The 25159-nt window shown below is 49.4% G+C and carries 18 protein-coding genes and 1 riboswitch; of the genes, 10 read left to right on the forward strand and 8 right to left on the reverse strand.

Annotated elements, in window-relative coordinates; genetic code table 11:
• Positions 1-11 precede the first annotated feature (11 nt).
• Both P397_RS0103645 and P397_RS0103650 read left to right on the forward strand, forming a co-directional pair.
• A complete protein-coding gene (locus tag P397_RS0103645; RefSeq protein ID WP_035414042.1) occupies positions 12-755 on the forward strand; it encodes a hypothetical protein in 744 nt (247 codons plus the stop codon).
• Positions 756-789: 34 nt separating this feature from the next.
• A complete protein-coding gene (locus tag P397_RS0103650; RefSeq protein WP_028105665.1) occupies positions 790-1746 on the forward strand; it encodes an LCP family glycopolymer transferase in 957 nt (318 codons plus the stop codon).
• A 132-nt stretch (positions 1747-1878) separates the two neighbouring features.
• On the opposite strand, the gene P397_RS0103655 is transcribed toward P397_RS0103650, so the two are convergent.
• Complete coding sequence (locus P397_RS0103655; protein ID WP_028105666.1) at positions 1879-2490, reverse strand: AmiS/UreI family transporter; 612 nt, start codon at positions 2488-2490, stop codon at positions 1879-1881.
• A 153-nt stretch (positions 2491-2643) separates the two neighbouring features.
• Positions 2644-3897 (reverse strand): serine hydrolase, encoded by a 1254-nt coding sequence (locus P397_RS0103660; RefSeq protein WP_028105667.1) that lies wholly within the window; start codon positions 3895-3897, stop codon positions 2644-2646.
• A gap of 159 nt (positions 3898-4056) precedes the next feature.
• On the opposite strand from P397_RS0103660, the gene P397_RS0103665 reads away from it, so the two are divergent.
• Positions 4057-4965 (forward strand): Gfo/Idh/MocA family protein, encoded by a 909-nt coding sequence (locus tag P397_RS0103665; protein ID WP_028105668.1) that lies wholly within the window; start codon positions 4057-4059, stop codon positions 4963-4965.
• 88 nt (positions 4966-5053) lie between these two features.
• Here the strand turns inward: P397_RS0103665 and P397_RS0103670 are convergent, their stop codons facing one another.
• From P397_RS0103670 to P397_RS0103680, 3 genes are all read right to left on the reverse strand, one after another.
• A complete protein-coding gene (locus tag P397_RS0103670; protein WP_028105669.1) occupies positions 5054-5683 on the reverse strand; it encodes a hypothetical protein in 630 nt (209 codons plus the stop codon).
• On the reverse strand, positions 5680-6369 hold the full coding sequence (locus P397_RS0103675; RefSeq protein ID WP_028105670.1) for a zinc ribbon domain-containing protein: 690 nt from the start codon (positions 6367-6369) through the stop codon (positions 5680-5682). Before P397_RS0103675 ends, P397_RS0103670 begins: the two co-directional genes overlap by 4 nt.
• A 269-nt stretch (positions 6370-6638) precedes the next feature.
• Positions 6639-10181, reverse strand: a complete 3543-nt coding sequence (locus P397_RS0103680) for a CDP-glycerol glycerophosphotransferase family protein (RefSeq protein ID WP_028105671.1) — start codon at positions 10179-10181, stop codon at positions 6639-6641.
• 142 nt (positions 10182-10323) lie between these two features.
• On the opposite strand from P397_RS0103680, the gene P397_RS0103685 reads away from it, so the two are divergent.
• Together P397_RS0103685 and P397_RS0103690 are read left to right on the forward strand one after the other, a co-directional pair.
• Entirely contained in the window at positions 10324-11418 is a 1095-nt protein-coding gene (locus tag P397_RS0103685) for a glycerate kinase (RefSeq protein ID WP_028105672.1), read from the forward strand.
• Between the two features lie 95 nt (positions 11419-11513).
• Positions 11514-12083 carry a hypothetical protein gene (locus tag P397_RS0103690; RefSeq protein WP_026832030.1) on the forward strand — a complete coding sequence of 190 codons (570 nt, stop codon included), beginning with the start codon at positions 11514-11516 and terminating at the stop codon, positions 12081-12083.
• A gap of 124 nt (positions 12084-12207) precedes the next feature.
• Here P397_RS0103690 and P397_RS0103695 read toward each other — a convergent pair whose 3' ends face one another.
• Positions 12208-12687, reverse strand: a complete 480-nt coding sequence (locus tag P397_RS0103695; protein ID WP_028105673.1) for a glutathione peroxidase — start codon at positions 12685-12687, stop codon at positions 12208-12210.
• A gap of 170 nt (positions 12688-12857) precedes the next feature.
• On the opposite strand from P397_RS0103695, the gene P397_RS0103700 reads away from it, so the two are divergent.
• The 5 genes from P397_RS0103700 (at position 12858) to P397_RS0103725 (ending at position 19107) form a co-directional block, all read left to right on the forward strand.
• A complete protein-coding gene (locus P397_RS0103700) occupies positions 12858-13052 on the forward strand; it encodes a hypothetical protein (RefSeq protein ID WP_026832032.1) in 195 nt (64 codons plus the stop codon).
• 240 nt (positions 13053-13292) lie between these two features.
• Positions 13293-13445: riboswitch (cyclic di-AMP (ydaO/yuaA leader) on the forward strand.
• Positions 13446-13767: 322 nt separating this feature from the next.
• Positions 13768-15408 carry a potassium-transporting ATPase subunit KdpA gene (kdpA, locus tag P397_RS0103710; RefSeq protein WP_028105674.1) on the forward strand — a complete coding sequence of 547 codons (1641 nt, stop codon included), beginning with the start codon at positions 13768-13770 and terminating at the stop codon, positions 15406-15408.
• Positions 15409-15425: 17 nt separating this feature from the next.
• A complete protein-coding gene (gene kdpB / locus P397_RS0103715; protein ID WP_028105675.1) occupies positions 15426-17489 on the forward strand; it encodes a potassium-transporting ATPase subunit KdpB in 2064 nt (687 codons plus the stop codon).
• A 14-nt stretch (positions 17490-17503) separates the two neighbouring features.
• Positions 17504-18025, forward strand: coding sequence for a potassium-transporting ATPase subunit C (locus tag P397_RS0103720; RefSeq protein ID WP_028105676.1), 522 nt, complete (start codon positions 17504-17506; stop codon positions 18023-18025).
• The gene (locus tag P397_RS0103725) at positions 18022-19107 is read left to right on the forward strand and encodes a universal stress protein (protein WP_028105677.1); all 1086 of its coding nucleotides are present in this window, start codon (positions 18022-18024) and stop codon (positions 19105-19107) included. The genes P397_RS0103720 and P397_RS0103725 overlap by 4 nt, the downstream gene beginning before the upstream one ends.
• A gap of 120 nt (positions 19108-19227) precedes the next feature.
• Here P397_RS0103725 and P397_RS0103730 read toward each other — a convergent pair whose 3' ends face one another.
• Together P397_RS0103730 and P397_RS0103735 are read right to left on the reverse strand one after the other, a co-directional pair.
• On the reverse strand, positions 19228-22812 hold the full coding sequence (locus P397_RS0103730; protein ID WP_028105678.1) for an SH3 domain-containing protein: 3585 nt from the start codon (positions 22810-22812) through the stop codon (positions 19228-19230).
• A gap of 198 nt (positions 22813-23010) precedes the next feature.
• The gene (locus tag P397_RS0103735; protein ID WP_028105679.1) at positions 23011-25044 is read right to left on the reverse strand and encodes a thioredoxin domain-containing protein; all 2034 of its coding nucleotides are present in this window, start codon (positions 25042-25044) and stop codon (positions 23011-23013) included.
• Positions 25045-25159: the final 115 nt, after the last annotated feature.

Below are 25159 nucleotides of genomic sequence, written 5' to 3' on the forward strand. Positions count from 1 at the left end.
GAGACATCGTGATGAGCGATTTGGAGGAAGCGATCGAAGCACTCCGTCTCGCTGCGAACGGGAAAAATGAACTGACGGCCAATACCTATTTTCGTTGGCAACTGAATACCCAGTACCCAAGTGTCGCAGAAATCCTGATTTTATTCGGTTCTTGGCAAATCGCTTTGGAACGGGCCGGTATCGGCACCGTTCGCGTCGCTTTTACCAAATCGGATATCATCGAAGCGTTACGCGCTGCGAAGGAGGAACTGGAACCCTTCACGAGTGCGACGTACCGTGAATGGGCTCAGCAACATCAGGCGCCGAGCTTGACCGATATCGTCCATCAATTCAACTCGTGGCAGCAGGCCTTATCAGAAGCGGAAATCTTAAAGGAACGGGTGCAGGAGATGGAGCGACGTATCATTGAATCCCTGCTGGAAGCACAGGAAACCTTACCCGTTTTGACGAGTCAAACGTATACGAAGTGGGCAGCCGGAAAGAACCGGCCGACGGTTGCGACGATTGCGAGGCGGTACGGTTCGTGGAGCAACGCCTTGGAAATCATCGGCATCGAACAACCCCGTAAACGCTGGACGGAAGAAGAAGTGTTACAAGTTCTCGCAGAAGCAGCAGATGAACGCGACGGCTTGACGATTGCGCATTATCAAAAGTTCAGTGAAGGACGGAATACACCGAGCATCGGAGTCATCACAGCCTTATTCGGCAGTTGGAGCAATGCCGTGATGATCGTCTTGAACCAACGTCAATCGTAAATCGACTTGATTCGAAGGAGAGAGGGAAATCGTGATGAAAGAATGGAGATGGCTGATCTTAACGGCATTAGGTATCGGATTACTCGTTTTCTTCGGATCAGGTGGGTACGTCTATCATCAAAACAGTCAGCTGGTCGATGAGGTCGATGAACCGGTGGAAGCGAGTGTCCAACCAACCGAAACGGCTCAAACGGAACAAGGAAAAAAAGCAGACTCCAAAAAAGCAGATCAGAAGAAATCAACCGGGAAACAAACCGAGTCGGAAACCATATCGTTGTTACTGCTTGGTGTGGATCAACGCGGCAACGAAGCGGGTCGGAGTGATACGATCATCGTCGTGACGGTTAATCCGGAAACCGGTTCAAGCAAGATGCTCAGCATCCCGCGGGACTTGAAGACAGAAATCATCGGCAACGGCTCGAATGATAAGATCAACCACGCTTATGCGTTCGGCGGACCGGAGATGGCGCGCGAGACGGTCGAGCATCTGCTTGATCTGCAAATCGACTACTTTGCAGAAATCAATTTGGACGGCTTTACCGATCTGGTCGACGCGGTTGACGGCGTGACGGTCGCAAACGATATCAACTTCTCGTATTACGAGATGAAGTTCCCGAAAGGCGAGCTGTCGCTGAACGGTAAAGAAGCACTTGCGTATGCCCGGATGCGGTATGACGATCCACGGGGAGACTTCGGACGGCAGATCCGGCAACGGCAAGTCGTGCAGGCAGTCGCCGATAAATTGACGGCTGATTTTTCCTTGACGCGATTCAATGACGTCTTGACGGCGGTCGGGAAAAACGTCAAGACCGACATCCCGTTCCCGGTCGTCCGGAAACTGGCGACGGATTACCGCGCCAGTCTACAAAATGTCGAAACGCTGTCGCTTGAAGGAAGCGGAGGAATTGAATCAGATAAGATTTACTACTGGCATCCGACGGCAGCCTCGCTGAAACAAGTCCAGACGACGTTACAGAACGAGCTTCGGTGACTACGGGTGTTCGTCTCTGACAGTGCAAGGTGTCTTGTGCAGCACATGATTTGTTGAAATGAAAAGAGGGAGGCGGATTTTGATATCCGCCTCCCTCCGTTGTATAAAACCGACGTTCGCGTCAGCTTGTGTTTAATTTTTCGAGCGGATGAGCGTTCGTAAGGGAACGAATTTAACCGCGGAATAGACAAAATACAAGACCGTCATGATGGCCGCTGCACTCCAGACGAGTTGATAATTCGCACCCGTCGTACCGAACCGGAGACCGACGAGCGCCGGAACGATCAACGTCAGCCAACTGAGTACGATCGCGACCCGTGCCGTCAAGGGATCAACGCTGAGGTTCAAGCCCATACCGAGGAAGAACAGACCCCAGAGAACGAACCAGAACATCCATGTGGCGCCGCCCATCCAGTCACCTGTACTGAAGCTGACACCAGCATAGAAGAGAGCGGCGATGGCGACGAATAACGAAAACCAACCGACGCCGCTGCCGTCGAGTCCGAATAAAAACGTGATGCCGACGTACAGATACGTAAACGCAAACAAGTAGATGCTGGCATAACCGAACGTCAACGCCGGATCACCGGCTGCACCGATGACGAGCCACGTCGCGATGAAGGTCTGCAATAAACCGGTCAATAAACTGAACAGACCGGCACTTTTTAAATCGACTTTCCCGAACAACGACAGGCTATTTAAAAAGAGCGCAACGCCCCCGAATAACAAACTTACATTTCCCACATGAATTCCTCCGTTAAGACGTCAGACGTCTGATTGTTAACTTAACCATATGATGAATTCGCTTCCAATGCAAGTAAATTTTCGAGCGGGAAATCAACAGAAAAAAGACTCTCGATGTCACTTTCCGGAGAAAGCGAATCCGAGAGTCTGTTCTTAGCGATTCAGGACGGAGCGTAACGTCGTCTCCGTTTGCGGGAGCGTTCCTTTTAACGTGACAAGACCGTAACGCGTCGAGCCTTTTTTGATGAAGAAGACACGAGTATACGCAGATTCCGGTGTATAGCCCGTTTTGCTGGCGTAGACACGCGTGTCTCCCGGAAGTGACGTGTTCGTATGGTACCACGTCAATGTCCGTGCATACGGTCCTTTAACGGCGGTCTGGTATGACTTACGTCCGCTGACCGTCATCAAGTAACTGTACTTGGCATACGTATTGGCAAGCTTCTGCATATCAGCTGCCGTCGTATAGTGGCTTGCGTGATAAAAACCATGCGGGTTCATGAAATGACTGGCGGACATGCCGATCGCTTTCGCCCGGCTGTTCATCATGGAAACGAAGTTTGACTCCGAACCGCCTGTGCGGACCGCGATGGCTTTCGCTGCGTCATTGCCGGACCGGATGAGCATTCCGTTCAAGAGTTGGCGCATCGTGACTTTGTCACCCGACCGGAAACCAGCGGAGCTGCTGCCGGCAGGAACGGACAACATCGAATAGGTCAGTGTGAATGTCTGATCGAGTGTCCCTTTTTTAGCAGCGGCGTCATAAGCGACGAGTGCCGTCAATAACTTCGTCGTACTCGCCGGGTAACGGCGGGCAAAACTTTCTTTCGTCAGTTCATAACCGGATGATCCGAGCTTGAAATAACGCATCGAAGCAACCGGATAACTGCCGCTCGATGGAGCAGGTGAGCTCGTCGTCAGCTTTCTGGCGACTTGATTCGAGACGTAATAATAATTGACTTTCCCTTTGACTTTGTACCAACCATTCAAATAGGAAACGGCATTAAATTTTGACTTGTATGTAGCATGCCGTTTGATATTTTTAGATGAGGCCGTACTTGGAGACGTTCTGACATTGGCACCGGCTGTCGAGTAGACGATGATTTTATAAGTCTTGACCGAACTGGTCCCGACTTTCGCTGCTACTTGGTTCGACAGGTAACGGTAAGCACTTCCGTCCTTGATCTTGTACCAGCCGTTTGAATAGGAAACGGCAGTAAACTTAGCTTTGTACGGGGCACGACGGGTAATCGTTGCCGATGAACTTGTACTGGGCTTCGTCCGAATGTTCGCACCAATCGTCGAAGTGACGATGACCTGATAGCTGGCTGCTTGAGCAGGTAAGGCCGGGAGACATAATGTGATGAGTAGGACGAGTGTCAAACAAATCCTGAATAATGACTTCATAAAAATCTCATTCCCTCCTTTTGCAAAATATGTTCTTATCATAAAACAAAAAAAGGAAATTATCTTCTTTTTCAAAAAAAATACTTCGGCTACACGAGAAGCATGAAACCCGGTAACATAGGGAATGAGAGCAAAAGACGTGTTCAAGGAGGAAGTCAGATGAAAATTGCAGTGATTGGTTTAGGGGATATCGCTCAAAAAGCGTATCTGCCTGTTTATGCTGAACGAACGGATTTAGAAGTGTATCTCGTGTCGACAGACCGGGAAAAAGCCGAGCGATTGCGGACAGCTTATCGATTCGCCGGAACGCTTGATTCAATCGAGGACGTGATCACAAACGGGATTCAAGTCGCGCTGATTCATTCCGCGACAAAGGTCCATGCTGAGCAAGCCAAACAGTTGCTGAATGCCGGCATCCATGTCTACATCGATAAGCCGGTCTCGCTCGAAGTCGAGGAAGTCCGATCATTAACGGAACAGGCAACAGCCAACGGATTACATTTCATTACCGGTTTCAACCGGCGGTTTGCATCGGCGCACCGAAGCTTACTGGAAGTCGAAGAGCCGAATTTGATTGTCATGCAAAAAAATCGGACCTCGTTCATTGAAGATGCCAAGACGTTTATCTTCGACGATTTTGTCCACGTCGCGGATACGCTTCGTTTCTTGACAGGACGCGGTGAGATTGAGAACCTGCAAGTCCGGGGTAAAAAAGTAGATGGATTGTTGCATCATGTCACGATTCAATTTGAAGCAAACGGCATCACGGCCATCGGCATCATGAACCGGAACAACGGGGTGACGGAAGAACGGGTCGAAGTGATGGGACCAAACGAAAAACGTGTCGCAACCGACGTTACGTCCGTTGAACAGATGACAAAGGGCGGAACGCTCCGGCTGCCGCTCGATAACTGGGAACCGACATTACGCCGACGCGGCTTCGTCGAGATGGTCGATGCGTTCATTGAGACCGTCCATGGTCATCCAACCGCATCGGTGACAGGGGAAGACAGTCTGGCGACGCACGAACTCTGTGCAGAAGTCGTCAAACGGTTGGACGAATTGTAAGCATAGGTCATCCGGGACAACATCAAAAAACGAACGGTTTCTCTCGATCAGATGAGGGAAATCGTTCGTTTTTTTGGATCCAGCTCTATTAAATTTTTTTCAATTGATAGACCAATTTTCCGCCGGGACCTTCGAACGTCAGTGTAAAGCCGGATTGGTTGAAGACGTAACTGACCAGTCCTTCTGATAACGGAAGGCGGGCCGATAAATCCGGTTCGAACCGAATCGACTCCGTATCATTGCGGGGTGCCTCGACCATTCCAAAGTCCTGGTAGTCAATCGTTGCCACCAGTCCATCGCGTTTCGCGAAGGAGACGTCAATTTGTCCGGTCGCAGGAAACGACCGTTCTTTCAGACCCGTATCAAGTGTACTTCGTTCGATTTGATAGGTGCCTTCGACTTGTTTCAGTTGATCGAGCATCGTTTCCGCACTCAATTGAAGGGAGTTTGCCCGGAGACGGATCGGATTGTCTTGCGCCAAGGCAAGTTGATCGATTTTTCGGGCAATCTTGACGACTTCCTTAAAATGATAGCTCGCTAATGCCGTTTCGAGTTGCACCATCAACTTGGCAGGGTCGTGCATCGTATCTTGACGTGCCGATTGATCGACGGCTTGCGTGTACTGTCCGAGTTCGAGTTCGGACTGGACACCGGATGGTCGTACTTCTGTACAGCCGGCCAACAGGACACACAAGAGGATGATTACCGTTCGTTTCATGCCTTCACCTCCGTGCGGACGATGTGTGTGATTTGCAGATGATCCGTATGTAACCGGACATTGTACCGAACATCATATGTGACGAGATGTTGACCGGCTGACCGTGTCAGCTGATACGTCTCGACCGTCTTGATTTGAAACGATGCGCCCTTCGAAACAAACCGTTCGAAGTCAACGGTGTGCAGACGGGGAGGAATCGGACTGTCAGACGCAGCTTGAATCGTCCGTAAGGCGGCGACTTCCGAATGAAACGTCTCGAGCGTCGCGAATTGAATCGCCGAGAACGTCTCAAGCGTATCCGTTGTTTTGGAATAGGTGGCGGTTTCCGGCACCGTTTTCGTATACTGACGGACAAATTTCAGAACGTCGTAAGACGCCGGTGGATTTTCCGACGAATAGGTTTGGTTATAGGCGGATGTTTCATCGGACCAGTCTGCTATCGGCGAAGCCTGAACAGCCGGAGGAAGCGTCGTATGCGTGGAGTCCGTTTGTGTCAGTCCGTACCAGGTGCCGACAGATCCGAGACCGATGACGAATACGATGATGAAGGATAACAAGCGCCGACTGGACGGAGAGGGGTCCGGTGAGTCCGGTGTTTTTATTTTATTGAGGACAGGGTGTTTGCAGTAGGAGCACGCTGTCTCGTCTGTTTCTAAAGGGGTTCCGCAAAGTGAACAACGTTCCATTAACAAGCCCTCCTAACGAAATCAAGAGTATATGGGTTAAGAATAATCGTATTTTTGAATATCCTATTCAGAATAACATTAATTGGAAATCAAATCAAAAACGAATTGACTGAAACTCTTGAATTCAGACGGGTTGACGCGTAAAACGAGTGATTCTCTTAGAACGAGACAAGGGTGGCAGACTTGTCATCTGCCACCCTCATCTTCTGTATAGAGATTGACTGCTACGTCAGTCCTTATTTGTTGTCAGGTTAGTGGTGTGAAACCACTCAAACGGAATAACTGCCGTCCGGTTGTTCCGTTACATCCAGTGCGTCCTCTGCAAAAAACGTATCGACGACACGTGATGCCGCTAACCCGTCTTCCATCGCGCAATAAGCTTCGCGGAAAGTGTCGAGTTGCGACTGATAGTCGCTTGTCAGGCGTGGGATATCCGATAAGGCATTCAGGAACGCGTCCTCAGTTTCGAGAATCGGTCCCGGTAAATCCTTGTAGTAGTCAAGATAGAATCCACGTAACGTATCCCGGTATAAATCGAGATCGTACGCATAAAAGAACATCGGACGGTTCATGTTCGCGAAATCAAAGAAGACGGACGAATAATCCGTAATCAACAGATCCGTGATCAAGTACAGTTCCTGAATATCCGGATAACTGGTGACATCGATGAAGCGTTCGCGATGTTCGGCCGGAATGCTCGGCTTCTTCGTCACGAGGACGTGTGTCCGGATCAAGAAGACATATTCGTCTCCGAGCGCCTCGGCGACGCGGTCGAAATCAAACGGATAATCAAAGAAGAACTTCCCGTTGCCGAGCGACTGATGATCACGGAAGGTCGGCGCGTATAAGATCACCTTTTTGTCATCCGACAGTTGCAGTTTCGTCCGGATCGTCTCGATGGTCTTCGGCTGATTGTTCGAGAAGAACAGATCATTCCGGGGATAACCCGATTCAAAAATCGGTCCCTCGTACCGGAAGGCACTTTTGAAGATGGTCGACGCATACGCACTTGGTGACAAGAGGACACTCCATTGTTTGATCGAGTTCGTCACCCGTTCGACGTACCCTTCGTCTCGTCCATGAATTTCGTCGAGGTCAAACAACATCTTCTTCAGCGGTGTGCCGTGCCAGGTCTGAATGTACGTCGTTTCTTCACGGCGTCGGAAGTAATGCGGGAAGTTTTGGTTGTTGACCCAGAACTTCGCCGTCGCCAGGTAATAGAAGTAGGCCGGTGACAACCGTTTGATGACCTTGGCGTTCGGGTCCCCGAGATAAAGGCGCTTGTTGTAAACCCAGACGACTTTATAATCGAGATTCCGGCGTTTCAGTTCCTCATAGATATAGCGTGGACTGTCGGAATATTGTTTACCGAGTCCGCTCTCAAAGACGACGAGTTTCGGGTCGACCGGTAATCGTTGCATCAACCGGTAGGCAAATTTCATCGATGGGAAGTAATAGCGATTTTTTCGATAGAGACGATATAAAATATTAGCAGCTTCATTTGTTTCGAGACGTTCTAGCCAACTGGTTTGTTTTTTAAAGTCTGTGATCGCTTGATAAATTGTTTCCACATAAGACGAGTCAACCGGTCTAAGGAAAATATCAGCCCTTGTTTGGTACTCAGGAGCCATCTGAAAGTCTTGTTGTGCAGAAAGTTCCATTTGATCGAGTACTTCATCTGCCGTTTTTGAAATTGGTCCAGGCAATTCATTTTCAAGGTCATAATGCGAACCTTTTGGTCCGATGAAACGTCGACTATCAAACTGGAAGTAGAAGACAGGTCGTTTCAAGAAACTGAAATCAAAAGCGACACTTGAATAATCCGTAATCATTAACATACTTTCTTTCATCAAGTCTTGGACGTCGCGTTCACCTTGGTTGATAACGGTGATGGGTAAGTCCTCGAAATGGCTAGAATATTGTTGCATGTTTGGATGCAAGCAAAGGACAATTTCCATCTTATGAGTGCGTGCAAAGTGATGGAGACGTTCACTTGAAAGTAGATTACGATAATGCTCATAGTAGTCAGATTCAAAAAATTGAATCGGTGTTTGTAACCAAGTTCGCCACGTAGGAATAATTAAAATTTGACGTTTAACTTCACAGTCATTTGAAAGTAAAGTATCGAAACGAGCCAGTCCTGTCACACGGACTTCATGTTCTGGATAACCCATGTCTTGTGTGACGACACGTTTTTCACGTTCTGAACTAACAAAAAACAAATCAGTATGGAAAGACGGTGAATACTTACCGTAGTGATTTTCTAAATTCTTAGTACCGAGAACACCATGCTGAAGGAAAACATGTTCTGCATTCATTTTACTGTCAAAACGTTTGGACCGAACAGGGTATAAGTAATCCCCATGGTGTGTTCCAATGACCTTTTTTGCCATCAGTGTATGATAAATATGTTCTTTTGATTTAAATGGTAAAGCATGACCAAGCTGATTTACTTTGCTGAACTCTGGTGAATCTTCATCAATTACATAGTAGACAGGACGATCTGGATAGGTCTCACGCATATATTTAAAGAAGTGATACCCATTATCCTGTGCTTTGTAAGGACGTTCTCCAACGATCCATGTGTTCTGTTCAGCAAATAGTCGATAAAGTGGTGCGAATTTCATCATATGATTTAAATATGCAAAGTTTTCATTCGTAAATTCTGTCATCTCAAATGAGAGATTACGATGCCCGATTGTGAAATAAGGATTAACGAGCATAGTGTGTTGTTCACTCTGTGCTTTTGTTTCTGAAATTAACTGACGCGTAATATATCGAGCACGTCCAAGACGAATCAGTGTTGGTTCTGATCGATGATAGAAGTCAAGTAAAACAAAGGCATCATACACACCTTCTTGCAACAGTTCTTGTTGATAAATCAGTGTCCAGTCAATCACAGTACGATACGTATACCGGTAGAGACCAAATTTTTCAGCACTTCGAACATTGTCATACACCCAGTCGATCGGAACCGGAATCTGCTCGCCTGTTTCTCGGTGAACGAGTTGTAAGGTTCCTTTTTGAATGAACGCATGTCGGGTGAAAATTTTCCCTTTGATTTCTGTTTGATGCGCTATCGGACGATTGATAGAATCAATCTGCATTTTCGGCTTGACCTTTGGCTCTTTATTCAATAGCAACCGAAGATTTCCTTTTAGATCAATGTAAACATGGGCCGAGTTTTGGAAATCCGGATCAATCAACGGTTTTAAGGGAGCAGCGACCTTTGTCTCCAAAAAACGACCGAGAATAATTTCCCGTGTGAAGCAGTCGCCTGTAATGGTGGAACGACTAGGTAACCCATTGAGTTCCCATTTTTCAAGTGTTGTAGGACGGAAGTCTTCTAATTGCTTTGAGAATTTGACCCAAAACGAAAACCGTCCAGAAGGAAGTGTTGCTTCCGTTTCAGGAGTATCTTCTTCATGTTCTGCCTCGAGCATCTCGAGCGCGTCTTCTGCTTGTTCTACAAGAACAGCCTGCTCTTGTTCGACAAGACGTTTGTTCTCTAAAACGCGTTCGACGAGAACAGGAAGAATGTCGTGCGGCAACGAAAAGGAAAAGTGGTTATTTCCTGTCGTAGCGGTATTCGGTAATTCAATAACCTGATTCATCAGGCTGTCACGAATTAGTAAGGACTGGACCGTTACCGTCGGGTCAGATAGTTGACCTGTAATGGTTTGTTCGTGGAATGTTGAGTCGAGCTGCAAGCTTTGTTTAAACTTGGCGCGACGTGAAATTGTTTTTTTCGGTTTTGGCAAGATCGAATTTCCGAATCGTGCCATCCGTAGTAGTGTCTTTGAAAGACTCACAGAATAGGACCTCCTCATAAAAAAATCGTTTGTTTTCGACGGCGAAAACAAACAAAACGTGTCGTGTGCATGACAATTATCATATCATATTTTGATTTTTTAGGATGGATAAAATTGAGACCAGCAAACGGGAGGGATTGTCATGCATCATTTCATCTGTATCGACAGCTTCAAAGGTTGCTTGAGTTCATCTGACGCGGCGCGTGCCATTCGTGCCGGGATATTGAGTGCTGATCCGGACGCGACGATCGATTGGAGTCCGGTCGCAGACGGGGGAGAAGGGACGATCGAAGCTTTGTCCGCGAATGGATTTCAACACGTAGCAGCTGCGACGGTGGATTTAGCCGGACGTCCAATCGAAGTGGTGTATGTACAAAAAGAGCGGGTCGCCGTGATTGAAGTTGCGGCGGTTTGCGGGTTGCATCTGAAGCGACCGGAGGATGAGGCGCTGTTGCTTGATACACGGGGTGTGGGGCGTCTCGCAAAACAGATTTTGGCGACCGGCGTATCGGATTTGTATCTTGCACTCGGTGGCACCGGGACGACGGACGGCGGGCTTGGTCTGTTGGCTGAACTGGGCGCTCACCTGTTGACGAAGACCGGCAACCCGATTGCGTGGCAGACCAATCCGTTGCTTGAAACCGACCGGATCATACTGCCGTCACCGATCGTTTCCTTACATGTCTTAGCGGATGTCACCGCGGTGTATGCCGGGACAACAGGTGCGGCACACGTGTTTGGTCCGCAAAAAGGATTGACGGCACAACAGATCACGTTACTGGACGCCCGGTTAAGCCATCTCGGACAACAACTCGGCGTGGAACACGTAGCGGGAGCCGGTGCTGCCGGCGGACTGGGAGGAGCGGCTTACGCACTGGGGGCGTCAATCGAGTCGGGGGCGGCATACATTCTACAACAGATGGGCATCAAAGAGCGGATCCGTCCGGCGGATTATGTCTGGACAGGCGAAGGGCGGATTGATCGCCAAACGGCGATGGGAAAACTTCCGGCAACGGTCGTTGCCTTGGCGGATCGTGCGCATGTCCCTTCCATCCTGCTGGCAGGAGAGGTCACGGAACGGCTGGAGCAGGCCTGGTTTTGTGAATCGATTCATGATCCGGATGAAGTGAAGACGCTGGATCCGGTCATCACCCAAAAACGATTGGCACGACGTGCGGAACAAGTCGTCCAGCGGATCATGACGAAATCAAGCGGAGAGCTGGACAAATTTCTTTAATTTAGGGAAATGGTTGGATGGAGCAGGAATGAAGGGGTGCTGCTTAGGGTAAAAGAAATTATACTACTCTATCAATTGGAAGGCAGGTCATCCTTATGATCAATCAGTCGATTCAACTCTCATTTCGACAAGTGCGGGCACTCGTCGAACATACCTTATTGTTATTTAAAGAGCTTGACCAACAGCTTGCCAACCGTGGTTATGAGCCGACGTTGCCGGACGTCGTCCAGACGGAACACGGATTAAGCATCCATCAAACAAAAGACAGTGCCGAATCATTGGTGCCGCATTTTTTGACGCGGTCGTATACGCGTCAAAATGAAAAAGTCCTGAACCATGCGCTGATCGTTTCGGTCCAGTACACGCATCCATTACATGAACGATTTGATCCGGTTGTCTTGGTAGGTGACGTCATGTTCAAGCAACCGAAACAGACGATGAAGCTGTTGCTCGACAAACCGTGGTTGCTGAAATATGCCGCGTTCGAGTCGACGGCTGCTGCTTCCTTTGAACCGACAGGGGAACGTTTCCGGACGCAACCGATCGAAGAAATCGAATGGCTCGATGTCTGGGGACATCCGTTTACGGAGATGCGTGACGTCGAGGACGTCAAGGTCTTGACGGAAGAAATGATTAAAGGACACTTGGAGCCGGGAACACCTTGACTGTAAATCGGTGAGACGGATCTGTGTAGAAAACAGTCTTTGAGTCAACGGAAAATTAAAAAAGTTCTGCTTCGATGTACGGTCGAAACAGAACTTTTTTTGTTGGTGAATCATTAAGGCTGTTTTAAACCGCAACGAGAATCCGTTCGATTGCTGCAACCAAATCAGTCGGATTCGTTTTTGGGGCGAAGCGTGTCACTTCACCGTCACGTGTCACTAAAAACTTCGTGAAGTTCCATTCCACGTCTTCTTCACCTGTCGTGTTCGGGGCGAGCTTTTTCAGCTCCGTGAACAAAGGATGTGCCGTTTCACCATTGACATCGATTTTTGAGAAGACAGGAAACGTCACGCCATAGTTCATTTGGCAGAAACTTTGAATTTCTTCATCAGTTCCCGGGTCTTGAGCGGCGAACTGATTACAAGGGAAACCGAGGACGACGAGTCCTTGTTTCCGGTAATCTTGATGGAGTTGCTCGAGTCCTTCGAACTGTGGCGTCAAGCCGCATTTGCTTGCCGTGTTGACGATCAGCCAAGCTTGTCCCGGATAATTCTGAAGCGTGGCTTCGGTTCCGTCAATCCGTTGAAAAGTCTGCTCTTGTAACATGTCTAAATTCCCCCTTATAGTCTTAAAATCAGTGTACCAAACCGGTTGGTCTTTCGCCCAGAAAACGGCTGTCAGATGACAATCCTTTCACAATCAAGTGTCAGCACACCCGAAATCCTGCAAAATTTGGTAGACTACAAAAGACTTTGGAAGGAAAGGAGAGATGCCACATGAGAAAGATGTTGAAACAATCGCGTTTTGTCATGATCGCGACGCTTTGTCTCGTCCTGGTCGCAAGTGCGGTTGCCTTGCTGACCCTCGGATTCGAACGCGATATTGTGATTCTTGTTTCTGGAGTGGTTGCCCTTTGGGTGACGATGCTAGCTCCTTTGACGGTCCAGACCAAACTGAATGAGCAACCATAAGCCTTGTTTATTCAAAAAAACCGTAGCCTGATTTCTTGCTGAAGGATGTTTTCCATTCAGATGAAGGAATCGGTCGCTGCGGTTTTTTTTCTTCTATAGCATATGTTCCAAAAACACTATTTTTATAAAAGAAGTCATCAAAAAGTCTGACTATATTTTTTTTTGAAATTCGCTTTACAACCTCAAATAATCGGAGTAATATCCATCTCATCAACGAACACTAACATGTTAATGCTTCGATCTCAAAGTACGCCGAATTCATGATTGAAGCGGGGGACCCAATCGTCACGACACGTGACACGGGGTGAATCTTCTCAGATAAGAGAAGTAGGGCGAAATCCTAGGTATGCCCGAATCCGACAGCTAACCCCGCAGGCGTTTTTAGGAGGGAACGACTCTTATTCAGTGATGCCAATTTTTTAGGGCGATGCTGGGGCCGTTACTGCCTCACATCGTCTTTTTGTCGTGTTTAATTGTAAAAATATTGAATAATATGGAGGTAATTTCAAAATGGGTGAACTTTGGAGTGTCTTGTTACTCATCTTCTTTTTCGGAAGTTCGTATCTGATGATTGATCTGATTGAACGGGTCCAGTGGCGGGCAGGTGACCGGAAATGACATGGTTTTTATTAGCTACCGGTTGTCTCGTCTTTTTGTATCTTGGTTATTGTCTGATGTATCCAGAAAAATTCTAATCGCATAGGAGAAACAAATCATGTGGACTCAATTTTTAATCCAATTTTGGATTTTACTCGTCATCGCACTAGGGGCAGCCATCTTGCTCGGACGTTACATCGGAACCTACTTTGCACCTGTCGAAGACCGGAAAATGGATTCGTTCGGTAAAGTGGAACGGCGATTTTTACTTGTTCTCGGCGTTGATGAACGAAAACAAGACCAGTCGTGGGTCGGTTATTCGAAAAGTCTGTTGCTCGTCAACTTGTTATTTTTTGTCGGAGGGTACTTGCTACTGCGTTTCCAGGGAAGCTTGCCTCTGAATCCGAACGGAGCTGTCAATCTGGACTGGTCGACCGCCCTGCATACGACGATCAGCTTCATGACGAATACGGACCAACAACATTATTCGGGTGAAGCGTTATCGTATCTGTCACAGACGTTTGTCCTCGGAACGATGCTGTTCGTCGCACCGACGATGGCGTTCACCGTTTGTATGGCAGTCATTCGCGGACTTGCAAACAAGCCGCTCGGTAATTTTTATGCCGACTTCGTCCGTTTCATCGTCCGGATTCTGTTGCCGATTTCGTTTGTGTTTGGACTGGCGATGATTCTGTTTGGTGTGCCGCAGACGTTCGGCGGTGCTGTCAGCGTCACGACGCTTGAAGGAGCAAAGCAACTGATTTACCGTGGACCGGTCGCTGCGTTTGAAGTCATCAAACAGCTCGGGAATAACGGTGGTGGTTTCTTTGGTGTCAACGGAGCGCATCCGTTTGAGAACCCGAACCAATACGTCAACTTCATCCAGATGTTCTTGATGCTGCTGATTCCGATGTCACTTCCGATTGCTTACGGAAAAATCATCGGTTCGGCCAAGCAGGGCCGCCTGTTCCTCGGCGTGATGACGATCTTGTTTGTCATGATGACGTTCGGGATGGCCGGCAGTCTCTTCGCAAATCCGACCGCACATGGTCAAGAGCTTCGCTTCGGACAGATTGGGACAGCATTGTACAGTTCGATTACGACGGCCGCCGAAACCGGTGCGGTCAATGCGATGCATGATTCGCTCCATCCGCTGGCCGGATTGATCCAGCTGGGGAACATGATGCTGAACGTCGTTTACGGCGGAACGGGTGCCGGTTTCTTGAATGTCCTGTTGTATGCGTTCGTTGCCGTCTTCTTGACGGGGCTGTTGATTGGTCGGACACCAACTTTCCTCGGCAAGAAACTGGAGACATTTGAAGTCAAACTGATGGCCATCACCTTGCTCGTCCCACCGTTCCTCATTCTCGTCGGGACAGCGGTCTCGATGTACGTCGCACCAGGAGTCGCTGGGATTTCGAATCCCGGGTATCACGGTCTGTCGCAAGTCTTGTACGAATTTACATCCGCGACGGCCAACAACGGTTCTGGTTTTGAAGGGCTCGGCGATGCCAACGTGTACTGGAATGTCTCGACGTCGTTTGCTTTATTCTTCGGTCGCTACATTCCGCTGATCCTGATGCTGGCGATTGCCGGATCACTCAAGGCAAAACCGGCCGTTCCGCAAGATGAATTTTCGTTTAAAACAGATACCCCACTTTTCGGCACAGTTTTCCTCGGTACGGTCGTACTCGTCGGTGCGCTGACATTCTTGCCAGTGCTCGTACTTGGACCGGTCGCGGATTGGCTGACGATGTGAACAGGAGCTAATGAGAAATGATGGAACAAGTAAAACACCAACCAACTGAGCAGGAACCGAACATTCCTGAAAGAGAATCCAAATCTGCCGTCAATCCATCGATTGCGAAACAAGCGACACTCGATGCCTTTAAAAAGTTAAATCCGGTGCATATGGTGAAGCAACCGATCATGTTCGTCGTCTGGATCGGTTGCCTGATGGCAATCGGGTATACGATTTTCATCGATGAGATGCGTGGCTTCAATCTGGCGGTCAGCATCATCCTGTTCTTGACGGTGCTGTTCGCGAATTTCGCAGAGTCGATTGCGGAAGGACGCGGGAAAGCACAGGCGGATTCGCTGAAGGCATCAAAAGCCGATGTCATGGCGCGCAAACGGGTTGGTCAGATGATTGAGAAAGTCTCGTCCGCGACATTGCGCAAAGGGGACATCGTCTTCGTCCGGACCGGTGAATACGTGCCGGGGGACGGGGAAATCATCAAAGGGCTGGCATCGATTGATGAATCCGCCATTACCGGCGAGTCCGCACCGGTCATTAAAGAAGCGGGCGGCGATTTCTCGTCCGTCATCGGTGGAACACTCGTCGTTAGTGACGAAATCGAAGTCCGGATCACAAGCAATCCCGGGGAATCGTTCCTCGATCAGATGATTGCCTTGGTCGAAGGAGCGAGTCGTCAAAAAACGCCGAACGAGCTGGCGTTGTCGACGTTGCTGACGAGTTTGACACTGATTTTTTTACTGGTCGTCATGACCTTACCCGTCTTCACGAACTATCTGGGATTTGAATTGTCCGGTCCGATCTTGATTGCGTTGCTCGTCTGTTTGATTCCGACGACGATCGGCGGATTATTATCCGCGATCGGGATTGCCGGGATGGACCGGGTGACCCGATTCAACGTTATCGCGATGAGCGGGAAAGCCGTTGAAGCAGCAGGGGACATTCAAACGATCATTCTTGATAAGACCGGGACGATCACGTTCGGGAACCGGATGGCATCCGATATCACACCGGTCGGTGATGTGACGCAGGAAGCGGCGTTTGAAGGCGCGATCCTCTCCTCGCTCGCAGACGAAACGCCGGAAGGACGTTCAGTCCTCGAACTGGCCGGATTGCGAAACATGCCGATTGATCAGGATAAGTTACAAGGAGCGGAAATCATTCCGTTCCGGGCAGAAACCCGGATGTCGGGACTCGATTTAACAGATGGACGCCGCGTCCGCAAAGGAGCGGGGCAGGCGATTCAACAATGGGTTACGGAACAGGGTGGTGTGATTCCGGATAACCTTCAAACGACGGTCGATCAGATTGCCCGTCTCGGCGGCACACCGCTCGTCGTCGCCATCGATCAGACGATCTTAGGTGTCATTTATCTGAAGGATACCGTGAAACCGGGAATGCGGGAACGGTTCGACCGACTGCGTGAGATGGGCATCAAAACGGTCATGTGTACCGGTGATAATCCCCTGACGGCAGCGACGATTGCCCGGGAAGCCGGTGTCGATGACTTCGTCGCTGAATGTACACCGGAAGATAAAATCCGTGTCATCAAGCAGGAGCAGGCGGCAGGCCATTTGGTCGCAATGACCGGAGACGGTACGAATGACGCACCGGCGCTGGCGCAAGCGGACGTAGGTCTTGCGATGAACAGCGGGACGCAAGCGGCGAAAGAAGCGGCGAACATGATTGATCTCGATTCCAATCCGACAAAAATCATCGAGGTCGTCGAAATCGGTAAGCAATTGCTGATGACGCGTGGCGCCTTGACGACGTTTTCGATTGCCAATGATGTCGCGAAGTATTTTGCGATCATCCCGGCGATGTTCATGGTCGCGATTCCGGAGATGGAGTTGCTCAATATCATGCGACTCGATTCACCGACGACCGCAATTCTGTCGGCCTTGATCTTTAACGCCATCATCATCCCGATGCTGATTCCGCTCGCGATGAAGGGTGTTTCCTATAAGCCGATGACGGCAGATCAGCTGCTCGGACGGAACTTATTGATCTACGGACTTGGTGGGGTCATCGTACCGTTCATCGGCATTAAAATCATCGATGTCTTGCTCGCAAGCATCCTATAAGGAGAAAAAGGACAATGAAACAAGCCATACGTGTGACGGTCTTCATCACAGCGTTATGCGGGATCGTCTTTCCCGCGTTACTGACCCTGTTTGGTCAGTTGCTCGTACCCGATAAAGCAGCAGGTTCACTCCTGCAACAAAACGGAAAATTCATTGGATCGGAATTGATCGCCCAACCCTTCACGTCGAAGCAGTATTTCCACGGACGTCCATCGGCAGTCGATCAATTAGCGGGCGCATCTGCTGGGGATAACCTAGCAGCATCCAACCCGGAGCTCACTACGAAGATCAACGAGCAACAGGAACAGTCCAAAGAGGACGGACGTTCGCTTCCGGACGATGCCCGCGTGACATCCGGCTCTGGCTTCGATCCGCACATCTCGCTCGACTATGCACGGGCACAAGTGAATCGTATTGCAACCGAACGGGATCTCTCGCGTGACGAAGTCCGGCGGTTGATTGATCAGGAAGCAGGAAATGATGCGTACGTAAATGTGCTGTTGCTGAATCTGGCGCTTGATCGGAGTCAATCATGACACGGGGGAAGCTGAAGCTGTACATCGGCTCAGCTCCTGGTGTCGGAAAGACGTATAAAATGCTCGCCGACGCCCGAATGCTCATCGAGGAAGGGCGGGATGTCGTTCTCGGATTGATTGAAACACACGGTCGACGTGAAACAGCCGCGATGATCGGCTCCTTGGAGCAGGTCCCGTTGTTGGAAGTGTTGTACAAGGACAAGGTGTTTCTCGAAGTGAACGTCGACGCCATCATCGCCCGGCAACCGGATATCGTCCTGATTGACGAATTGGCGCATACGAATGCGCCGGGATCCATCCGCAAAAAACGGTATCAAGATGTTTCGGCGCTGCTTGACGCCGGTATCAATGTCTATTCAGCCGTCAACATCCAACATTTCGAGAGTCTGCTGTTTAAAGTCAAGGAAGTGACGGGGGTCGAAGTCCGGGAACGGATTCCGGACCCGTTCCTTGGTGAAGCGGACGAAATTTTACTGGTCGATGTCACCCCACAGACGTTGCGTGAACGGCTTGAACAGGGGAAAATCTACAGAAAAGAAAAAATCGAACAAAGCTTGAACTCGTTTTTTTCACTGCAAAACTTGGCGAGTCTGCGTGAATTGTCGCTCCGACAGGTCGCGGACGAGGTCGATGATCAAGTCTATCAGACGCGGTTGTTGATTGAAAAAGATCCGAAGCTGTTACAGGAACGAATTCTGGTCTGTGTCCAGTTAAACGGAAATGCCCGGAAATTGATCTACCGGGGATTTCGGATGGCGAGCCGCTTAAAAGCAGATCTCTATATCCTGACGATTTTACCGGGACCGGAGAATAAGCTGTCGGCAGGGCAAGCGGAAGTTCTCGCCATGTTACGCGAGAGCGGGTCCTTATTCGACGCCGAAGTGTTGATCCGGATTCAAGGAGAACGCTCGATTGCCGCGACCATTACGGCGGTCGCGAAGCATCACCGCATCACCCAAATCGTACTCGGTCAATCCGCCCGGACCCGCTGGCAGGAAATCCGGCGCGGCTCGATTGTCAATCAGATCATGCGTCAAAACCGGGGTATCGATCTGCAAATCGTCTCCGATGATCAAGTCTGACAGGATGTCTCTTCCGCGTAAATGCAGGAGATGTCTTCCGTCAGACGGGGACGATGGAAGTACAAAAAAACATCCAGGCAACGAATCGATCGATTCCATGCCTGGATGTTTTTGTTGTGTTTAACGGGCGAAGACCGGAATATCAAAGACAGCCGTATAGCTCTCCATCTGTCGATACAGGTTATAGATCTGAGTCGTTTGTTTAACGGCCCAGCCCATATCCGTCGCGTACTGATGAGCACCAGGACGCATCGGACTCCAACGCATTTTGTAGAGGGTGTTTTGATCGTATTGATTATGCACATATTTCGTACTGATGAATTCCGCACCACCGATGATTGCAGCTTCCGGTGTGAACCAACCTTGGCTGTAAGCATACGCTGCACCTGTGTTGATGGCGTCATAATCGTATGCGCCGATGCCGTACATGTTATAAACCGTCCGTCCATTCCAGCTGACGCCGGTTGCTAATTTCGAAGAACCGTTGCCTGTCTCAAGCAAAGCGTGTGAGATCAAGTACGCTTCGTTCAGCGAATATTTGGCACCCGCATCGATGAAGGCTTGTCCACAACTGCCGGTCGAACACTTCCCGAAGATGCCTTTTGTCGCAAGGATCTTGTTGAGTGTCGCAGCTGTAGCGCCCGTTGATTTTGATAAATCAAGGAATTGATAGTAAGCCGATGACTGGCGATCCACTTTCAGCGGATCTGCCGCGTTACGGACATCTGCTTCCAACGCATTTAACCAATAAATCGTCGAATAGCGTGTAGTCGATGTATAGATACGCGGATACGTCGTGTAGAATCCGCTGACGTTTTGATACACCTTGATCATCGCTTGCGGTTTGAATTGACCGTAAACGTGACTTGCGGTCGTTGCGCCGGACCGGATGTTGAGTGGTGTCGTCGCAGTGACCGTTGCGATTGTTCCGTTGACCGGATCCAGTGCGCCGCCAAGTCGGACATAATCCGCGCTGACATACATCAGCTTCGACGCGTACAGATCCGTCTGTGGTGGTGGGTTCAATTTCATTTGCGCACTGATGAAACTGTCAAACGTAAACGGCGTCGCCACTGAATTGTAGATATTTAATTTGGACGACGTCATGACGAGTGTCCCGTTGTACGCATACAGCGTCTTCCCTTCGTAGGAAACTTCATACCAGTTACCGATTTTCCCTGTTACCGGCAAGACGGTGTCGAGTGAAACGGAAGCAACCGGCTGATACGCATCTCCGACATAGGACCGGAGTAAAGTCGTTCCTGTTGCCCGGACAAACGATTTTTCAATCGGTTCATAACCGATGACTGAAGTCGGTTGACCCAGTTTGATGTAGCCGGTTTTTCCATTAATAGTGACTTGGTGCCACTGACCGTTTGCAGACGTGACAACCAATGTTTTTGTCGTATAGACGTTCCCTTTGTTTAAGGTAGCAATCGTGCTTGCAGTGTCTTTCGCATCACTTTTGACAGCGATGGATGCATCAAGCAAGAAACGGGCTTCCGGGATTGTCTTTGTTTCTGTAAATTCATTTAATGTCGAAGCAGACGCGTAGCCACTCTTGCCGGCATATGTGATTTTCATCCAAGTGCCGATTTGTCCGGTTACCGTGATGATTGTCCCGCTCGGAATCGTCGTGACAGCCCCGTAAGAAGGACCGGCGTATGAACGAAGTGGTGTCGAGCTGGATGTTTTATACTTTGTTGCTGATACGGCACTGTAAGCAATCGGCGTTCCTTGGTTGACGCGGACGTAACCAGTTTTACCGTTGATGTTCATCCGGTGCCATTGTTCAGAACGACCGTTCGTGACGAGTTGTGTCGTGTAGTAGACATCACTTGCCGTCAAAGTCGTTAATGTGTCGGCTGTCGAATGATGGGTTTTCTTCACGTCGACCGATTTCGATAAGACGAATCGGGAAGCCGAAAGTGTCTTTTTCGTAATCAGTTCCGTCATCATATCAGCAGGCACATAACCTATTTTTCCGCTTGCCGACACTTTGTACCAGTCTTGGATTTTTCCGATGACCTGTACGTTTGTCCCGCTCGTAATCGTTGCGGTCGTCGCATACGAGTTACCTGCATATGTACGCAGTGCTGTCGTTGCAGTTGTCTTCATCGCGATGTTTTCCGATGTATAGGAAACCGGTGTCCCCTGGTCAACCGGAAGGTATCCCGTCTGACCGTCTTTCGTCACCCGGTGCCATTTCGATGAACCGTTCGTGACGAGTTGATTCGTTTGATAAATATCATTCGTTTTAAACGTCGTGACGGTCGTCGCCGTTGTTTTTGGAGCGGCTTTCACCGCGACGTCTGTTTTAAGCTCGAAGTCCGTCGTTGGAATCGCTTGTGTCGTCACGTGATCGGTAAAGGTTGCACCTGACGCATAACCTGATTTCCCGTCATACGATACTTTGTACCAGTTGCCGATTTGACCTTGGATCTTGATCACGGCATTACTTGGAATCGTTTTGACGACTCCGTAAGAAGGACCGGCATACGAGTGAAGTGCTGTCGCCTTCGTCGTTTTTAACGAAAGATCGTGGACCGTGTAATATTTGATGGCTTTTCCCTGGTTGACTTGAACGTAACCGGTCTTGCCATCTTTTGAGACCTTGTGCCACTGTTGACCGATCGAATTCGTCACGAGTAACGTCGTGTAGTAGACATTACCGGTTTGTAAGCTGGCAATCGTCGTACTCGATGACGATGGAGACGCTTTGATCGCGACAGCGTTTGATAACAGGAAGCGGGATGAAGCTAATTTCACGGTGGCTGTGTATTCCGTCAGGGAAGCAGTTAAGGCATACCCTGTTTTCCCATTGTACGTAACACGATGGTACTGACCGGACCGTGCTGTTGATTTGACGATCGTTCCGCTTGGAATCGTGATGAGCGGACGTTTTGTTCCGTCCGTCGCATCGTACAAAGCGAGAGCGGTTTTTGTCTTGAAGGCCGTTTCCGGAATCGTCGTTATGTCTTGTTTGGATGAACCGACGAAGGCTGCTTTATGCATGTAGCCGGATTTGCCTGCATAAGTGACGTTATACCAGTCACCGATCCGTCCTGTCGTTTGCAGCGATGTCCCCGTCGGAACGACGAGCTGACGCGGATACGCTGTGCCGGCATACTGGCGCAGGATGTAACCGTCTGTCGTCTTTAATGTTGTTTTTGCTAAACGCGTATAGCTGATCGGTTGTGCATTCAGAAAACGGGCGTAACCGGTCTTCCCGTCATATTTGACGCGGTACCAGACTTCTCCGACCGAATTCGTGATTTTTTGTGAACTGTAGTACGCATCCTGTTCATTGAGTGTCGTGATGACAGGAGCTGTCGTTGACGCCGCTGTGTGGAGCGCCGTCTTTTTCGAAACGAGGAACCGTTGTCCCTTGATCGTTTCTTTTTTGTCGTATGCTGCTAGATATTTTGACGCGACATATCCCGTTTTTCCGTTGTATGACACTCTTCTGAAGTAGCCAGAAGTGGACTCATACGTGGATGAAACGATAGTTCCGGTCTTGATCGTCAACAGGCGTTTCCGTGAAGATGTCGTCTTGTCGTACAGATAAGTATCGGTAGACAGACGGTAGGTCGTTGCTTTCGTCGTTGCGGCCTCTAATGATGGACTGTAAGAAACAAATAGACCGAGGACCAGGATGAAGCTGACCAGCATCTTCAAGGTTTTCGTGAATAGTGTCGTGTTCAAAGATCGTATCCTCCTAGTTGGAATTCGTCCGAAGACGTATCGGGCTCTAGGATGTCAATTCTAAGGTGTGAAATTAATTTGCCTATTCTTACTATCGACAATAAAACATTTATCTACAGTATATTTAGAATTTTTTTGAAAAAAGGGGTTTTGTTTTTTAAAAAACCCTTCTGTTTTAGGAAACAGAAGGGAATGGAATCAAGAATTTAGTTGTTCAAGAAGCGATTCGAGGTTTGTTGTCGGACGTTCACATTGAAAATCGTGACAGAGATAAGCGGTTGGAGCTGAATCGATTGGTTCATAGTCCGCCAGAAATGGCGCGATGGACAGCAAGTCCGTCTTTTTGCCGACGAGGAGCGACAATTCCGGTATGCGTCGGGTAAGGAGTTCGGATAAATAAGGTTCGATTGCTTCCTGGCTGTCAGTCAGGATGATCAGTTCTTTTGGCTGCATCAAGGTGCGGACATAGGCACTCATCAAGCTGGCGAATCCGGTCGGTTGCGCCTTGACTTCGAGCGCAACGGATGTAAACACCTGATGGGCCGCATCCCGATAATCCGTCCGACCGGTCAGTTGGGACAGACGCAACAGATTCGAGACTGCCGTACTGTTTCCGGCGGGTGTGACGCCATCGTACAGATCCTTTGGTCGAACCAATAAAGTTTCATCATTAACAGACGTAAAGAAGAAGCTGCTGTTGGAATCTCCAAAATCGCGGAGCATCCGTTCCGTCAGACGCAGGGCGGCATGAAGGTATTGACTTTTTTGTGTCGTATGATGCAGTTCCAGATAAGCTTCCGTCAAGAAGCTGTAGTCATCGAGAAATCCATTTCCTTGCACGTGACCTTCGCGGTAACGGACTCGAACCGTATCGCCATCGATCAGATGGGTCTCGAGGAACGCTAAGGCACGTTCTGCGACTGACGTGTAATGCGGATTGGCAAAAACCCGTCCGGCCTTGGCATAAGCGGAAATCATCAGAGCGTTCCAAGACGTCAAGACTTTATCATCCCGAAACGGACGTGTCCGCGTGCTGCGGATCCGTAGTAACGTCTGTCGTTCCCGTTCGAGTTGGCGCACGACGTCGCGAACAGGCATGTCTTGTTCATCGGCGAACGCCTGCAGAGAGTGGTCGGTCCGCCGGAAAATATTCCGCCCCTCAAAGTTACCGCCAGGAGTAGCCTGATAATAGAGCGGGAACAAGGCCTCTTTCCCAAGGAACGTGGTCAGTTCCTCAGAGGTGAAGGTATAGAACAGTCCTTCCCGTCCCTCACTGTCCGCATCTTCCGCCGAATAGAATCCTCCTTCCGGCGATAATAAATCCCGTTCGATATACGTGAACACTTCTTCCGCATACTGTTTGTACCGTTCGCGCCCGGAAGCTTGGAACGTTTCGATGCAAGCTGTGGCAAACAGGGCATTATCATACAACATCTTTTCAAAATGCGGCGTTTCCCAACGGGCGTCGACGGTGTACCGGTAAAGACCAAAGCCGACTTGATCGGTGATTCCGCCGTCGCGCATCGCCGTCAACGTCCGCATGACCATCTGTAGGGCGGTCTCGTCTTCCGCAAAGCGATGATAATCAAGTAAAAAGGTCAGCAGGGAAGGAGAGGGGAATTTTGGTGCTTCACCAAACCCGCCGTTTTTGACGTCAAATTGCCGCATCGCCTGGTCAAAGGTGTCGTGAACGAGTGACTCGTCAAGTTGACCCGAGGTGTCACCATGAAGGACGTTTGATAGGGCCTGATTGATTTCAGTACCGACCCGTTCAATTTTTTCGGGATCCGTTCGGTAATGTTCACTCAGTTGCAACACGACCTGCCGGAAACTGGGGCGATTGAACTGCGGCGTTTTCGGAAAATAAGTCCCGATGTAAAACGGGGTTTGGTCAGGTGACATAAAGACGCTGAGCGGCCATCCTCCTTGACCGTTCATCAGTTGGGCTGCCGTCATATAAATTTGATCGATGTCCGGACGTTCTTCCCGGTCGACTTTGATGGAGATGAAACGGTCGTTCAGCAGACGGGCGGTCTCTTCATCCTCAAAGCTTTCGTGCGCCAAGACGTGGCACCAATGACACGTCGAATAGCCGATCGACAGGAAAATCGGTTTATTGGTCGCCCGGGCCATGGCGAATGCTTCTTCCCCCCACGGATACCAGTCGACAGGATTCTCGGCATGTTGCAATAAATAAGGACTCTTTTCATGGATCAATCGATTCGTAGCCATCTCTTTTGACCTCGTTTCTTCTATAGTAATGTCATCTCCCTAACGATACCGATTTTGAAGTGGGGAATCAACGGTTCGTTCAGTCCGGTAAAAATAGGACGATGAAAAAAAGATT

It is taken from the genome of Exiguobacterium undae DSM 14481 (assembly GCF_000620805.1).
Taxonomy (GTDB): domain Bacteria; phylum Bacillota; class Bacilli; order Exiguobacteriales; family Exiguobacteriaceae; genus Exiguobacterium_A; species Exiguobacterium_A undae.

What these genes read in the sequence shown, in the direction of transcription:
- P397_RS0103735 (WP_028105679.1), bottom strand. Translation starts at nt 25,044, where the DNA reads ATGGCTACGAATCGATTGATCCATGAAAAGAGTCCTTATTTATTGCAA.
- P397_RS0103685 (WP_028105672.1), top strand. Translation starts at nt 10,324, where the DNA reads ATGCATCATTTCATCTGTATCGACAGCTTCAAAGGTTGCTTGAGTTCA.
- P397_RS0103670 (WP_028105669.1), bottom strand. Translation starts at nt 5,683, where the DNA reads ATGAAACGAACGGTAATCATCCTCTTGTGTGTCCTGTTGGCCGGCTGT.
- P397_RS0103665 (WP_028105668.1), top strand. Translation starts at nt 4,057, where the DNA reads ATGAAAATTGCAGTGATTGGTTTAGGGGATATCGCTCAAAAAGCGTAT.
- P397_RS0103660 (WP_028105667.1), bottom strand. Translation starts at nt 3,897, where the DNA reads ATGAAGTCATTATTCAGGATTTGTTTGACACTCGTCCTACTCATCACA.
- P397_RS0103690 (WP_026832030.1), top strand. Translation starts at nt 11,514, where the DNA reads ATGATCAATCAGTCGATTCAACTCTCATTTCGACAAGTGCGGGCACTC.
- P397_RS0103695 (WP_028105673.1), bottom strand. Translation starts at nt 12,687, where the DNA reads ATGTTACAAGAGCAGACTTTTCAACGGATTGACGGAACCGAAGCCACG.
- P397_RS0103720 (WP_028105676.1), top strand. Translation starts at nt 17,504, where the DNA reads ATGAAACAAGCCATACGTGTGACGGTCTTCATCACAGCGTTATGCGGG.
- P397_RS0103645 (WP_035414042.1), top strand. Translation starts at nt 12, where the DNA reads ATGAGCGATTTGGAGGAAGCGATCGAAGCACTCCGTCTCGCTGCGAAC.
- P397_RS0103650 (WP_028105665.1), top strand. Translation starts at nt 790, where the DNA reads ATGAAAGAATGGAGATGGCTGATCTTAACGGCATTAGGTATCGGATTA.
- kdpB (WP_028105675.1), top strand. Translation starts at nt 15,426, where the DNA reads ATGATGGAACAAGTAAAACACCAACCAACTGAGCAGGAACCGAACATT.
- kdpA (WP_028105674.1), top strand. Translation starts at nt 13,768, where the DNA reads ATGTGGACTCAATTTTTAATCCAATTTTGGATTTTACTCGTCATCGCA.
- P397_RS0103725 (WP_028105677.1), top strand. Translation starts at nt 18,022, where the DNA reads ATGACACGGGGGAAGCTGAAGCTGTACATCGGCTCAGCTCCTGGTGTC.
- P397_RS0103675 (WP_028105670.1), bottom strand. Translation starts at nt 6,369, where the DNA reads ATGGAACGTTGTTCACTTTGCGGAACCCCTTTAGAAACAGACGAGACA.
- P397_RS0103700 (WP_026832032.1), top strand. Translation starts at nt 12,858, where the DNA reads ATGAGAAAGATGTTGAAACAATCGCGTTTTGTCATGATCGCGACGCTT.